The sequence below is a fragment of the Nocardia cyriacigeorgica genome, assembly GCF_010868145.1.
GTDB classification, from domain to species: domain Bacteria; phylum Actinomycetota; class Actinomycetes; order Mycobacteriales; family Mycobacteriaceae; genus Nocardia; species Nocardia cyriacigeorgica_D.
Window position 1 is genome coordinate 73,371 of sequence record NZ_JAAGUY010000024.1, and the last position, 12,728, is coordinate 86,098.

Here is a 12,728-nt window from a genome sequence, read left to right on the forward strand (position 1 = left end):
ACGTGAGAAAGAAACGAGTAACCATGACCGAGGATTTCACCGATCGACCGTACGGGCCTGAGCCCGGGTCCGTACCGCCGCCGGGTTACCACTCGGCACCCTCCCCGCAGGGCCATCCGTACGGCATCCAGCCACTTCAGGCACCAGGGCCGCAGCCCAAGCGCCCGGTCCGCACCGGCCTTGTCGCGGGTGCGGTGGCGCTGGCGCTGGTCAGTGGCGGTGTCGGTGGTGCGGTCGGCGCATTGGTCGCGGGCAACGACGACGGCGGCGCGGCCGTCACCAACGCGCTCGACGCACCCAAACCGAATATCGACAACGCCTCCAACGCGCCCGCGGGCTCCACCCAGGCCGTGGCACAGGAAGTGCTGCCGAGCGTGGTGATGATCAAGGTCGCCAGCAATCGCGCACAGGGCGAGGGCTCGGGAGTCGTTCTGTCGTCAGACGGGCTGATCCTGACCAACAACCACGTCGCGGCGGGCGGCGGGCCCGGCGCCAAGATGGAGGTGACCTTCGCCGACGGCAGCACCGCACCGGCCACCATGGTCGGTGCCGATCCCGTCTCCGATCTCGCCGTCATCAAGGTCGAAGGCAAGACCGGCCTGACCCCGATCGAACTCGGCAGCTCGGCCGGCTTGCGGGTCGGCCAACCTGTCATCGCGATCGGCTCGCCGCTCGGATTGGCAGGCACCGTCACCACCGGCATCGTCTCGGCGATGAACCGTCCGGTCTCCACCTCCGGCGACGCGGGCGCCGATCCGTCGACTCCCAATCCGGTCATCGACGCCATCCAGACCGACGCCGCGATCAATCCGGGCAACTCCGGTGGCGCGCTCGTGGACGCCAACGGCAAGCTGATCGGCATCAATACCGCCATCGCCACGCTCGGCGGCTCCGAACTCGGCGGCCAGCAGACCGGCTCGATCGGGCTCGGGTTCGCCATACCGGTCGATCAGGCGCGCCGGGTTGCCGAAGAGTTGATCAAGACCGGCCATGCCACCTACCCCCAGATCGGCATCAAGGTCCCGCGCAACGACACGGTGCGCGGAGCGCGGGTGCTCGAGGCGACTCCCGACGGTCCCGCCGCCAAGGCTGGGATTCCCGGGGGTGTCGTCATCACCAAGATGGGCGATCGCACCATCGATTCCGGCGACGCATTGGTCGCCGCCGTCCGTTCCAGCCGACCAGGAGACAAGGTGAGCGTGACATATACCGATGAACAGGGCGGAAACGCCAAGACCGTCGAGGTGACCCTCGACGCGGTGTCCACCGGGGGAGCTCGGTGATGCAGGTGCTGCACGGGGGTTGGGAACCGATGCTCGGCGATGGCGCTACGGTGAGCACCATGGACATCGATGGTTCCGTGGCAGGACGCGCACTGGTCGTGGTCGTCGACGACCGCACGGCTCACGGGGGTGTGGATTCGCTGGGCCCGCTGGTCACCGAATTGCTCACCGAAGCGGGCTTTCTCGTCGACGCGTCGGTGACGGTGCAGGCCGATGAGGTGGAGATCCGCAATGCGCTCAACACAGCGGTGATCGGTGGCGTCGACCTGGTCATCTCGGTTGGCGGCACCGGAATGTCGCCGCGTGATGTCACCCCGGAGGCCACCTCGCAGGTGCTCGACCGCGAGCTGCCCGGTATCAGTGAGGCGCTGCGTTCCTCCGGTCGTGTGGCCGGTTCGCTGGATGCGGGTCTCTCACGCGGCTTGGCAGGCATCTCCGGCAGTACCCTCGTGGTGAATGCCCGGTACTCGTGCGGCCATCCGCGACGGCATGGCGACGCTCGGTCCGCTCGCCAGCCGGGCGATCGGCGAACTGTCCGGATTGGATGAATGAGTTCCACCAACGATCGATCCGATGTCCCCCGTCCGGTCCGCCGGCCGGGGGACGCGGCGCGTCTGGCGCGCATCTTCGGTGACGTACTTCCCGAGACGACGAGTGATGAGCGCGGCAATGACCGTGACACGCCGTCGAGTGCCGACGACTGGCTGCGGTCCCAGGTTCCGCCGCACCACGGTTGACTTCTTCGTGTCGCCAGCTACCTCGCTGGTGCGTCTCGGTGCGACCTTTCTACTGCCCGGCTACGTAATTACTGACGCGTAGCTTTCTGGGGCGTTCGAGCATCGAGCTTTTAAGTGTCAAGGCTTCGTAATGGAATACGTTCCTGTCCCGTAATCGACACCGGCGCGCACGCGCCTTGTGGTCCTTTTCGGCTACTTTGCCGGAACCCGCAACCTGCATTTATGCACGTCAAGCGATATAAGCATTTTGCATCTGTGATGCAGATCACTAGAGTTTTGACGAATGCTTTCGTTGTCCGTTCCGTTACCGACGGTTAATCTCGCCTCGGACCATCACGACCTGCTGCGTAGTCCAGTGGCCTGCGCGAATGGGCAGACCTCGCGCAGCAAGGTGTGGTTCGGCAGCAGTTGAGCTGTGCGTTGGAATAACGGCGAGTTACACAACGGCAACAAATGAGCGACACACTGAGCCGGGCCTGTGAGGTCCGATGTCCAGCCTCGACGGTCGAGGCTGGTCTGTTCTAGAAAAATTGATGAGGGGAAGTATGAGCGAGAACCGCACCAACGGTTTGCGCCGCGGAGCCCGTGCTGCGGGCGTCGGCGCCGCAGCCGCCGTGGCCCTGGGTCTGCTTTCGACCGGGGCCGCGAACGCGGATACCTTCGTGCCGTTGCCGGACGGCGAGAAGGTTGGTCCGGGTGTGACCATCAAGCGCACCCATGAGCATGCGTTGATTTCGCCGTCCATGGCGGCCAATGGCGCAGGTCGTGTTGTCTGGGTTTCGGGCACCGCGAGCGCGGACGTCACCGTCACGCCCGAGGGCGAGGTGGGTCCGAACAACGGTCCGACCGGCGCAGATGGCACCAACAACTCCTCCACCCACGGAGCCTCGCAGCTGAACACGGGTTACCTCGTCGGCTGCCAGGTCAGCGTCGGCGATGAGGCCGTCACGGCCGGTCTCGCGGGCAGCGTCGACCTCGAGGGCGCCTCGGTCGGTGGCGCGGTGGGTCTGGAGCTGGGTCCGGGCGAGGTCAAGTTCGTCCAGATCGAGTACAAGGACATTCTGAAGCCGGGCAATTACTCGGTGGAGTACCAGGACGTCGAGATGGAGATCCAGGGCTGCGCGGGTTACGCGCAGGCGCGGGCGTACACGGTCGTCGAGATCATCGGTGACCACTACTCGAAGACAACCCTTTACGGGCAGCCGTTCAGCATCGGCTGACGTCGAATTCGACCGTACAAACCTCTCGCCTCGAGCGAACTCGACCCTCGAAGGGTACAAACATGATCAACCGTAAGATCGTGGCGCGGGCGGCCGGTATCGGTGCCGCCGCGACCGTGGCCATGGGCCTGTTCTCCACCGGTGCGGCCAACGCCGACACCTTCGTGCCGCTGCCCGGCGGCGAAATCGTCAAGACGCTGTCCGACGGCACCGTGGTAACGGTCCGCCTGGTCGGCGAGTCGGCCAACATCAACCCGTCCCTCGGCTCCACCCCGGTGCACCGCAACGCATGGGTCTCGGCCAGCGCGCAGGTCGAGCTGTCCGGCTCGGGCGCCGTCGGCGGCAAGATCTACCCGGGTTACGTCGTCGGCTGCCAGGTGAACATCGGCGGCGGTGGTGTCGAAGGTGGCGCCGCGGCCGGCGGAACCTGGGAAGGCGAACCGACCGGCGGTGTCGAGAGCGGCGGCGAGCTGTCGCTCGGCCCCGGCCAGGCGAAGTCCTTCTACGTCCTCGACCTCGAAGAGGCCGACGACTTCGGCAGCGAGTCGCACCAGACCCGCAACAGGTTCAAGGGCAGCAGCGGCAGCGTCACCTGGGCCGATGAGACCATCGGTCTGAGCGGCTGCGCCGGCTACGCGCAGGCGCGCGCGTTCGTGAAGGTCAAGGTCGAGACCGACAACGTCATGTCGGTCGTGACCCTATGGGGTCAGCCGTTCAGCCTGGGCTGATCGGCGCCTGCTCGGGTATTCCCAGGGCTGAGCAAACGTAGCCGGCATCTCGAACGCGGGTCTGTCACAATCGTGACAGACCCGCGTTCTGCTGTTTCAGGCCCGCGACCGGCGAAATCGCCCTTGTCGCGGCGGATTCGGCCGATCTGCGTAACCTCTCGGCTACCTTCATCTCATCTTGCTGCCATGTAGCGGATGGCAGGCCGTCCCTGACTGTTCACTCCCTGTGCCGATTCGGGTTCATCTCGCGGTCAGGGCCCTCTTAGAGGCTCTTCTGAGCCTGTTGTAGGCCAACCTCGTGCGAACGGGGTTGTCGCTGAATCCTGATGAGGGGAAGTATGAGCAAGAACCGCACCAACGTCACGCGCGCGATGGGCGTCGGCGCCGTCGCCGCCGTGGCCATGGGACTGTTCTCGGCCGGCGCCGCCAACGCGGACGCCTTCGTGCCGCTGCCGGACGGTGAGAAGATCGGACCCGGCGTCACCATCAAGCGCACCCACGAGAGCGCGCTGGTCTCGCCGTCGTTGGCGGCCAACGGTGCCGGTCGCACCGTGTGGGTTTCGGGTGTCGCGAGCGCGGACGTCACCGTCACCCCCGAAGGTGAGGTGGGTCCGAACAATGGTCCGACCGGTGCTCCGGGTACCAACAACTCCTCCACCCACGGCACGTCGCAGCTGAACACCGGCTACATCGTGGGTTGCCAGGTCAGCATCGGCGACGAGGCCATCTCCGCCGGCGTCTCCGGCAGTGTCGACCTCGACGGTGCCTCCGTCGGCGGCTCGGTGGGACTCGAGCTCGGCCCGGGCGAGGTCAAGTTCGTCCAGATCGAGTACAAGGACATCACCAAGCCGGGTGTCTACTCCGTCGAGTACCAGGACGTCGAGATGGAGATCCAGGGCTGCGCCGGTTACGCACAGGCCCGCGCCTACACCGTGGTCGAGATCATCGGCGACCACTACTCGAAGACCACCCTCTACGGGCAGCCGTTCAGCATCGGCTGATTCCGGGTCGACCCGGCCGGGGTCGACTCGGCCGGAACGAGCCGATGTGCGTCGAATCCGCCAATCAATCTCTCGCTGAAGCGAATCAACCCCAGAGGGGCATTACACAATGATCAACCGTAAGAGCATCGTGCGTGCGGCTGGTGCGGGTGCCGCCGCGGCCGTCGCGATGGGCCTGTTCTCCACCGGTGCCGCCAATGCCGACACCTTCGTGCCGCTGCCCGGCGGTGAAATCGTCCGCACCCTGTCCGACGGCACCGTGGTGACCGTCCGCCTCGCGGGCGAGTCGGCCAACATCAACCCGTCCATGGGCTCCACCCCGGTGCACCGCAACGCGTGGGTCTCGGCCAGCGCGCAGGTCGAGCTGTCCGGCTCGAAGGCCAAGGGCGGCAAGATCTACCCCGGCTACGTCGTGGGCTGCCAGGTGAACATCGGTGGCGGCGGCGTCGAGGGTGGCGTCTCCGGTGAGGGCACCTGGGACGGCGAGTCCTTCGGTGTCGGCGCCGAGAGCGGCGGCGAGCTGTCGCTCGGCCCCGGCCAGGCGAAGTCCTTCTACGTGCTCGACATCGAAGAGGCCGACGACTTCGGCAACGAGGCACACGAGAAGCGCAACAAGTTCAAGGGCAAGAGCGGCAGCGTGACCTGGGCCGACCAGACCATTGGTCTGAGCGGCTGCGCCGGCTACGCGCAGGCCCGTGCGTTCGTGAAGGTCAAGGTCGAGACCGAGAACGTGAACTCCGTGGTGACCCTGTGGGGTCAGCCTTTCAGCATCGGCTGATTTCTCGGCACCGACGCGAATGGGCCTGTCGCACTTGGCGACAGGCCCATTCGTCGTTTCAGCCTGGATCAGTATTCGTGGCGGCTGCCGCTGGTCTTCTGGCCCTCGGCCAGCAGATCCCGGATCTGGATGAGCAGGTCGGTGTCGCTGAGCACCTCCTCATCCTCCTCCTCGTCCTTGGTAAAGCGCTTCTTCAGCTGCGAGGCCGGCATGACCAGCACGAAGTACAGGACCGCGGCGATCATCAGGAAGTTGATGCACGCGGTGATGATCGGTCCGACTTCGACGAACGTCGAGGGGTTGTCGGCTACCAACCGGAAACCGAGCCCCAATTCGTTGGGGCTACCGAAAACCGCGAGCAGCGGATTGATGATCCCATTGGTGAACGAGGTGACGATCGCGACGAACGCCGTACCCATGACGACAGCTACTGCCAGGTCGACGACGTTTCCGCGAAGTATGAAATCCTTGAACCCCTTGAGCAAAGCCCTGTCTCCTTCGATGCGCGAACCGACGTCCGCAGCTTCCTGTCGGTCTTGACGGATGCTAATTGAGGTTGATGGCTAACGCCTGGCGAACCGATGCCATATGGCCCACAAGTGATCGATATCAATGGAATACGACGGTCAGGGCCGTGCTCAGCGAGGCCGCCGCGACGGTTGCCGCATGGTCGGCGGCCATGGCGACCAGGACGACCCGATCCGCGGATCGGGTCGGTGTCGCGCCCGGTGTGCCGGATATCAGTATCACGGCGGCGTCGGTGGCCAAGGTCCGCGCGGGACGGGAGGTGGCACGATCGGATTCCTCGGCGGCGATGACGTCGACGCGATCGCCTGCGCGCAGGATATCGGCGACAGCGGTATCGGCCAGGCGGATGGGGACGATCCTGGCGTCCGGGGCACCACCGGCGACTGCGGCAAGTCGCGGGCCGATCACCCGGAGGTCGGTGAGGATTTCACCGCCGCGCATGGCGCCGGTCAGTGTCGCGCCGATCAGCGGGGCAGGATCGCGAATCGCACCGGCAGGTAGCGCCCCGGATTCCCGGTCGACAACGCGCAGGTCACTCGATTCGAGGAGATGGCCGGGCGGAAGATCGTGGGCCGTGACGACGACGCTCATATGGTCGGCGTCGGGGTCCCCGCGGAGGAACAAGATGATCGCCGCCGCGGTGAGTGCACCGGCCAGCAGCCGCCGGGCAAGCAGGCCGTCGGCCCACGGCGGCCGATTCCAGAGCGCTTCCCGCAAGGTCTCACCGCGGCCGAGCGAGGTATCGCGCACGCGGGGCGGTCGGAGCCGGTGACGGGCGGCCAACGATCGGATCATGCGCCGAGGGTATGGCGAATCTCACCGGCTCGGACCGGGCAAACGATGAGTTGTGGACAACTCGCGGGCTGTGGATAACCTGCGGTCGGATCAGCTGGCGGCCGCGGTGCTCGTCGAGGCCGCAGGGGCGGCCGAGGAGCTCGAATCGGAGCCGGTCGAGGATGAGCCGCTATCGGACTTGGCCGGCTCGCTTGCGGTGGAGGCGCCACCACGGCTGTCGGTGCGGTAGAACCCGCTGCCCTTGAACACGATGCCCACGGAGTTGAACAGCTTGCGCAGCTTGCCCGAGCACTCCGAGCAGACGCTCAGCGCCTCGTCGGCGAAGGACTGAACGATATCGAAGCGGTTATCACACTGGGTGCACGCGTATGAATAAGTTGGCACAGGATCCTCCGCAGGGTTCGTCGATCTAGCACTCTACAGCCGACAGTGCCAACGTCGCCAATCGGGAATTCATTCCCAGGTCACCCGCACTGCGAGTGCGATCAGTCGGCGGCCAGCCGCCGCAGCCCGCCGCGCGGAGTCAGCGCCCAGCCCATCCGCAGATCGTGCGGCTCCTCCGGCAGCCATTGCACCAGCTCGACGTCCCGGACGACGGCCACAAGCCGTGCTGCCGGGTCGGCGGCGGCCAGGGTCCGGTCGTAGTAGCCCGCGCCGCGACCCAACCGCACACCGCGCAGGTCCACCGCCAACGCCGGGACGAGAATCACACCCGCACGGCTCACCGCTGTGACGCCCAACGTCGGCCCGCTCGGTTCGAGCAGGCCGAAGCGGGCCGGGCGCAGACTCCCGGCGCCGGTGTACTCGGCCCAATCCAGCGGCCCGGGCGGCCCCGTTACCGGCAGCAATACTCGGGCTCCCGCCGCCAGTAGCGCCTCGAGCATTGCCTGTGAGCCCGGCTCACCGCGCACCGGAACGTACGCGCAGACCCATTCGGAGGTATCGATTTGCCCGACCGTCGCTGCCAGCGCCGATGCCTCCGCGGCCCGGTCGGCGTCGGGCAACGCGGACCGCTGCGCGAGAATCTCCGACCGCCAGGCATGTTTGTCGCGCTCACCGGGCATGTTCACGGTGATCACCATAGGCTCATGCGGGTGCGATGCCGCCGCGAAGCAGGCTTGACGACGTAATAGATGGATAAGGTGTGCATATGACAGCGAAGGCAGGCGAGCCCGGCACGACGACGGGCGCGGCGATGGAGTCGTGCTTCCGGACAGCGGTCGTGCCGGCGGCGGGGCTCGGGACCCGATTCCTGCCCGCGACCAAGACGGTGCCCAAGGAGTTGCTGCCGGTGGTCGACACCCCCGGTATCGAGCTGGTCGCCGCCGAGGCGGCCGACTCCGGCGCGGACCGGCTGGTCATCGTGACCTCGCCCGGTAAGGACGGTGTCGTCGCGCATTTCGTCGAGGATCTGGTGCTGGAGAGCACGCTCGCCGAGCGCGGCAAGTTCCATCTGCTGGAGAAGGTGCGCAAGGCGCCGGGCCTGCTGGATGTCACCTCGGTCGTGCAGGAGGAGCCGCTCGGGCTCGGTCATGCGATCGCGCAGGCCGAAACCGCCCTGGACGCCGACGAGGACGCCATCGCGGTGCTGCTGCCCGACGATCTGGTGCTGCCCTGCGGGGTGCTCGACGTGATGAGCCGGGTGCGGCGCGAACGCGGCGGTTCGGTGTTGTGCGCGATCGACGTGCCCAAAGACCAGGTGAGCGCCTACGGGGTATTCGACGTCGACCCGGTTCCCGGCGTCGCCGACCCGGATGTGTTGCGCGTCAACGGGATGGTGGAGAAGCCCGACCTGGGCGATGCGCCGTCGACCTACGCCGCGGCCGGTCGATACCTGCTCGACCGGGCGATCTTCGACGCATTGCGCCGCATCGAGCCGGGTGCGGGTGGCGAACTGCAGGTGACCGACGCGATCGCGCTGCTGATCGCCGAGGGTCATCCGGTCCATGTCGTGGTTCACCGTGGGTCGCGCCACGATCTGGGCAACCCGGGCGGCTATCTTCGTGCTGCGGTGGATTTCGCGCTGGAGCGGGAGGAATACGGTCCGGCACTGCGTGAATGGCTGCAACATCGGCTGGGCCCCGACTGGGATCCGCAGGTGAGCACGTAGGAAGAGATCGCCCGATGGGCGAGGGAGATCGGGAAGGGCTGGATGCGCTCGGTTGAAGATCAGCAGATCAAGGTGACCGCGGCGGCGGTCGCGCCCCGGCCGGTCCGGGTCGCGATCTCCGAGGCGCAGGGCCTGCTGTGCGCCGAGGATGTGGTCACCGAACGGCCGCTGCCAGGCTTCGATCAGGCCGCCATCGACGGCTATGCGGTGCGCAGCGTCGACGTCGCCTCGGCGGGGGCCGAAATCCGTGACGAAGAAGGCGAACTGGTCGATCTGACGCTGCCCGTGGTCGGCGAGGTCGTCGCCGGATCACGTCAGCCGATCCGGTTGCAGCCGCGGCAGACGGTGCGTGTCGATACCGGCGCCCCGCTGCCGACCCTGGCCGATGCGGTGTTGCCGATCGATTTCACCGACGGTGGCCGTGCGCGGATCAAGGTCTACGAGCCGGTGCGCTCCGGGGATTACGTCCGTCGCATCGGCGACGACGTGCAGCCCGGCGATGTCGCGGTGCGCGCAGGCACCATCATCGGTGCGGCGCAGGTCGGTCTGCTCGCCGCCGTCGGTCAGGACAAGGTGCTGGTCCATCCGCGGCCACGGCTGTCGGTCATCTCGGTGGGCGCCGAACTGATCGATATCGACCGAACCCCCGGCCCCGGCCAGGTTTACGACGTGAATTCCTATGCACTGGCCGCCGCTGCGCGCGATGCCGGCGCCGACGTCAACCGGGTCGGCATCGTCGACGCCGACCCGCGCCGCCTGCGCGATGTGGTCGAAGGTCAGCTGGTGCGTTCGGAAGTCGTGGTGATCGCGGGTGCTGTCGGTGGTTGGGCCTCCGAGCAGGTGCGTGAGGCGCTGGAGGGACTCGGTGAACTGGAGATCGCCAGGGTCGCTATGCATCCCGGGTCCGTGCAGGGATTCGGGCGGCTGGGTCGCGACGAGGTGCCGACGTTCCTGCTGCCGTCCAATCCAGTCGGCGCGCTGGTGGTGTTCGAGGTGATGGTGCGGCCGCTGATCCGGATCGCGCTCGGGCGGCGGCAGCCGATGCGGCGGATCGTGCACGCCCGCACGATCACTCCGATCCAGTCCATGGCGGGCCGCAGGGGCTACCTGCGTGCGCAGCTGATGCGCGATGAAGCCACCGGCGAATACCTGGTGCAGCCGCTCGGCTCGGGTGCGGGCGCGTCTTCGCACCTGCTGGCGACGCTGGCGGAGGCGAACAGCCTCATCGTCGTCGATCCCGACGACACCGAGATCAGGACCGGCGATGAGGTCCAGGTCGCCTTCCTCGCGCAGCGCGGCTGAACGTGGAGACCATGAACGTCTTCCGGGCCACCCAGCATCCCGGGTGGCCGGCACATCTGGGCCCGGTGCGTGTCGCGGCAGGGCAGGTGGCGTTACGTCCAGTCCGGCTGCGTGACGCGGCCGCGTGGAGCCGGATCCGGTTGCGGGACCAAGAGCATCTCGAGCCGTGGGAGCCGACCGGCCGTGGCGCCTGGGAAGCGCGCAACCATGCCTCCAACTGGCCCTCGCTGTGGTCGAGCTTGAAGGCCGAAGCTCGGCGCGGCGCGATGATTCCACTGGTCATCGAGGTGAACGGGGTGTTCAGCGGGCAACTGACCGTCGGCAATATAGTGCGCGGCGCGTTGCGGTCGGCGTGGATCGGCTACTGGGTGGCCAAGGATCTCGGCGGTCAGGGCGTGGCGACCGCAGCGCTGGCGCTCGGCCTCGATCATTGCTTCGGGCCGGTCGGCCTGCATCGCGTCGAGGCGACGGTGCGGCCGGAGAATCTGGCCAGCCAGGCGGTGCTGCGCAACGTCGGGTTCCGTGAGGAAGGGCTGTTACGCCGTTATCTGGACGTCGACGGCGCGTGGCGCGATCATCTACTGGTCGGCCTGACCGTGGAAGAGGTGGCCGGGACGGTTGTGGACCGGCTGGCACGGGAAGGCCGGTTGACTCTGCTGTGAGAGCGGGCCCGACGACGGGCCGCGATGGTGGAAATGTGACGGGTGTGGCGGATGTGCACGGCGCGCCTGCCGGATCATGCTCGTACCCGGAATTAACCTACGGACGTCGGTGGTGCGCCCTGCGCCATCGGCAGGGAGCCTGCGACCCGACCGGCGACCATGCCGCAGCGCCTGTGCGGCAGCCGGACTGTCACCGCGACGGGGCGCGGGGCGTGGGTCGGAACCAGATCAGGCGGGGACGGAGGTGCTGACGGCGATGCCGAATTCGATCTTGTGGATCGGCCTGGTCGTACTCTGGGTCTTCGTCCTGTTCCCGATACTCGCCGACCGGCATCCCCGGATCCGGCAGACCACCGACACGGCACTCGCCACCCGGGTGCTGCATCGCGGAGGTTCCAAGCGGCGCACCAAGTCCGGGCCCGCCGCCGGGCATGAGAGCGACCCCGATTGGCAGCCGAGACGAGTGCAGAGAAAGCGTCCCCACAGCGATGATGCGGAGGATCGGATGACGACTTCGGCCGACGAGCCCGTCACCGAGGCTGACGAGGAACAGAACACGCCGGGAGACGTCACAGAGACCGGCGGTACCAAGACCGCGACGGCGACCCGCCGCGCGGTGGCTGAGACCGAGCTCGATGACCTGGATGCGGCCGAGGCCGCGGACACCGACGGCGACACGGAATCCGATGTGCCCGGCGACGCGGAGGCCGAGCATTCCGACCGTGAGACCCGCGACGACCATGATGCCCGCGACGACCGCGACGGCTACGACGACCATGACGCCTACGACGACCGCGACGCCGAGGACTCCGAGCACGATCCCGTTGCCGCCCGGATACCGCCGGCGCGTTCGGCACTGCCCGCCGTAGCCGAGTCGGACCGCGACACCGGCACCGAGCACACCGACTTCATCCCCACCAGGCGCGGTCGCGGCGGCTTCGATCCGGAAGCCGACGCCATCGCCCGTGCCGCGCGCTACACCTTCCGCCAGCGTGCGGTGCTCGGCCTGCTGCTCGGCGCCATCCTGTGCGGTGCCCTGGCTCTGGCGATCGCGCCCATCTTCTGGTGGGGTTGCGGGCTGGCCGGGGCCGTCCTCGTCACCTACCTGGCATACCTGCGCAAGCAGGTCCGCATGGAAGAAGACATCCGCCGCCGCCGCAGCGCCCGCCTCTCCCGCGCCCAGCAGCGCCCCGAACAGGAGCATGAGGAGCCGGCGGCGCCGGCCCCGCGCCGCGGCATGGACCGCGACACCGCCCGCGCCCTGCGCCGCCGCTCCGATCTGCTCGAGACCGACGACGAAGACCCGGCCTTCGAGCACCTCGAAGCCTTCGACGCCACCGCGGCCCGCGCCGTCCGCAACCGCGCCGCCGGCGGTGACATGCGCCGCGCCGCCGGCCAATAACCCCAGGTGGCGGGCCCGATTCGGAATCGGTGCCCGCCTCCTGCTACAGTGTCACAGCGCGGTTCCCGCCAGAACCGCACGGGGCTATAGCGCAGTTGGTAGCGCGTCTCGTTCGCATCGAGAAGGTCAGGGGTTCGATTCCCCTTAGCTCCACCAAACGCGGCGCATGCTCCTGGAGAGCA

14 protein-coding genes, 1 tRNA gene and 1 pseudogene are annotated in these 12,728 nt (G+C 67.5%); 12 read left to right on the forward strand and 4 right to left on the reverse strand.

Annotated elements, in window-relative coordinates; translation table 11 throughout:
* Positions 1-23 precede the first annotated feature (23 nt).
* From GV792_RS23010 to GV792_RS23040, 7 genes and pseudogenes are all read left to right on the forward strand, one after another.
* A complete protein-coding gene (locus GV792_RS23010) occupies positions 24-1,283 on the forward strand; it encodes a S1C family serine protease (protein ID WP_163826370.1) in 1,260 nt (419 codons plus the stop codon).
* A 59-nt stretch (positions 1,284-1,342) separates the two neighbouring features.
* Positions 1,343-1,835, forward strand: a pseudogene (locus GV792_RS23015) (MogA/MoaB family molybdenum cofactor biosynthesis protein).
* Positions 1,832-2,020 carry a hypothetical protein gene (locus tag GV792_RS23020; RefSeq protein WP_163826371.1) on the forward strand — a complete coding sequence of 63 codons (189 nt, stop codon included), beginning with the start codon at positions 1,832-1,834 and terminating at the stop codon, positions 2,018-2,020. The pseudogene GV792_RS23015 and the gene GV792_RS23020 overlap by 4 nt, the downstream one beginning before the upstream one ends.
* Positions 2,021-2,565: 545 nt before the next feature.
* Positions 2,566-3,240, forward strand: coding sequence for an MspA family porin (locus tag GV792_RS23025; RefSeq protein ID WP_163826387.1), 675 nt, complete (start codon positions 2,566-2,568; stop codon positions 3,238-3,240).
* A 62-nt stretch (positions 3,241-3,302) separates the two neighbouring features.
* A complete protein-coding gene (locus tag GV792_RS23030) occupies positions 3,303-3,968 on the forward strand; it encodes an MspA family porin (protein ID WP_163826372.1) in 666 nt (221 codons plus the stop codon).
* Between the two features lie 338 nt (positions 3,969-4,306).
* A complete protein-coding gene (locus tag GV792_RS23035; protein ID WP_014352940.1) occupies positions 4,307-4,969 on the forward strand; it encodes an MspA family porin in 663 nt (220 codons plus the stop codon).
* 109 nt (positions 4,970-5,078) lie between these two features.
* Positions 5,079-5,747 (forward strand): MspA family porin, encoded by a 669-nt coding sequence (locus GV792_RS23040; RefSeq protein WP_163826373.1) that lies wholly within the window; start codon positions 5,079-5,081, stop codon positions 5,745-5,747.
* Positions 5,748-5,815: 68 nt separating this feature from the next.
* On the opposite strand, the gene mscL is transcribed toward GV792_RS23040, so the two are convergent.
* From mscL to GV792_RS23060, 4 genes are all read right to left on the reverse strand, one after another.
* The gene (gene mscL, locus GV792_RS23045; protein WP_163826374.1) at positions 5,816-6,232 is read right to left on the reverse strand and encodes a large conductance mechanosensitive channel protein MscL; all 417 of its coding nucleotides are present in this window, start codon (positions 6,230-6,232) and stop codon (positions 5,816-5,818) included.
* Between the two features lie 124 nt (positions 6,233-6,356).
* Positions 6,357-7,070 (reverse strand): SAF domain-containing protein, encoded by a 714-nt coding sequence (locus tag GV792_RS23050; RefSeq protein WP_163826375.1) that lies wholly within the window; start codon positions 7,068-7,070, stop codon positions 6,357-6,359.
* 90 nt (positions 7,071-7,160) lie between these two features.
* Positions 7,161-7,454, reverse strand: coding sequence for an FmdB family zinc ribbon protein (locus tag GV792_RS23055; protein WP_163826376.1), 294 nt, complete (start codon positions 7,452-7,454; stop codon positions 7,161-7,163).
* 101 nt (positions 7,455-7,555) lie between these two features.
* Entirely contained in the window at positions 7,556-8,152 is a 597-nt protein-coding gene (locus GV792_RS23060) for a 5-formyltetrahydrofolate cyclo-ligase (protein WP_163826377.1), read from the reverse strand.
* Positions 8,153-8,220: 68 nt separating this feature from the next.
* On the opposite strand from GV792_RS23060, the gene GV792_RS23065 reads away from it, so the two are divergent.
* From GV792_RS23065 to GV792_RS23085, 5 genes are all read left to right on the forward strand, one after another.
* Positions 8,221-9,180 (forward strand): UTP--glucose-1-phosphate uridylyltransferase, encoded by a 960-nt coding sequence (locus GV792_RS23065; RefSeq protein ID WP_175584689.1) that lies wholly within the window; start codon positions 8,221-8,223, stop codon positions 9,178-9,180.
* A gap of 42 nt (positions 9,181-9,222) precedes the next feature.
* Positions 9,223-10,482 (forward strand): molybdotransferase-like divisome protein Glp, encoded by a 1,260-nt coding sequence (glp, locus tag GV792_RS23070; protein ID WP_163826378.1) that lies wholly within the window; start codon positions 9,223-9,225, stop codon positions 10,480-10,482.
* Between the two features lie 11 nt (positions 10,483-10,493).
* Positions 10,494-11,144, forward strand: coding sequence for a GNAT family N-acetyltransferase (locus tag GV792_RS23075; RefSeq protein WP_163826379.1), 651 nt, complete (start codon positions 10,494-10,496; stop codon positions 11,142-11,144).
* 256 nt (positions 11,145-11,400) lie between these two features.
* Complete coding sequence (sepX, locus tag GV792_RS23080) at positions 11,401-12,546, forward strand: divisome protein SepX/GlpR (protein ID WP_163826380.1); 1,146 nt, start codon at positions 11,401-11,403, stop codon at positions 12,544-12,546.
* A gap of 80 nt (positions 12,547-12,626) precedes the next feature.
* Positions 12,627-12,702, forward strand: a tRNA-Ala gene (locus GV792_RS23085).
* Positions 12,703-12,728: the final 26 nt, after the last annotated feature.

Coding starts and splice junctions, on each gene's coding strand:
- GV792_RS23010 (WP_163826370.1), top strand. CDS start 24: ATGACCGAGGATTTCACCGATCGACCGTACGGGCCTGAGCCCGGGTCC.
- GV792_RS23020 (WP_163826371.1), top strand. CDS start 1,832: ATGAGTTCCACCAACGATCGATCCGATGTCCCCCGTCCGGTCCGCCGG.
- GV792_RS23025 (WP_163826387.1), top strand. CDS start 2,566: ATGAGCGAGAACCGCACCAACGGTTTGCGCCGCGGAGCCCGTGCTGCG.
- GV792_RS23030 (WP_163826372.1), top strand. CDS start 3,303: ATGATCAACCGTAAGATCGTGGCGCGGGCGGCCGGTATCGGTGCCGCC.
- GV792_RS23035 (WP_014352940.1), top strand. CDS start 4,307: ATGAGCAAGAACCGCACCAACGTCACGCGCGCGATGGGCGTCGGCGCC.
- GV792_RS23040 (WP_163826373.1), top strand. CDS start 5,079: ATGATCAACCGTAAGAGCATCGTGCGTGCGGCTGGTGCGGGTGCCGCC.
- GV792_RS23050 (WP_163826375.1), bottom strand. CDS start 7,070: ATGATCCGATCGTTGGCCGCCCGTCACCGGCTCCGACCGCCCCGCGTG.
- GV792_RS23060 (WP_163826377.1), bottom strand. CDS start 8,152: ATGGTGATCACCGTGAACATGCCCGGTGAGCGCGACAAACATGCCTGG.
- GV792_RS23065 (WP_175584689.1), top strand. CDS start 8,221: ATGACAGCGAAGGCAGGCGAGCCCGGCACGACGACGGGCGCGGCGATG.
- glp (WP_163826378.1), top strand. CDS start 9,223: ATGCGCTCGGTTGAAGATCAGCAGATCAAGGTGACCGCGGCGGCGGTC.
- GV792_RS23075 (WP_163826379.1), top strand. CDS start 10,494: ATGAACGTCTTCCGGGCCACCCAGCATCCCGGGTGGCCGGCACATCTG.
- sepX (WP_163826380.1), top strand. CDS start 11,401: ATGCCGAATTCGATCTTGTGGATCGGCCTGGTCGTACTCTGGGTCTTC.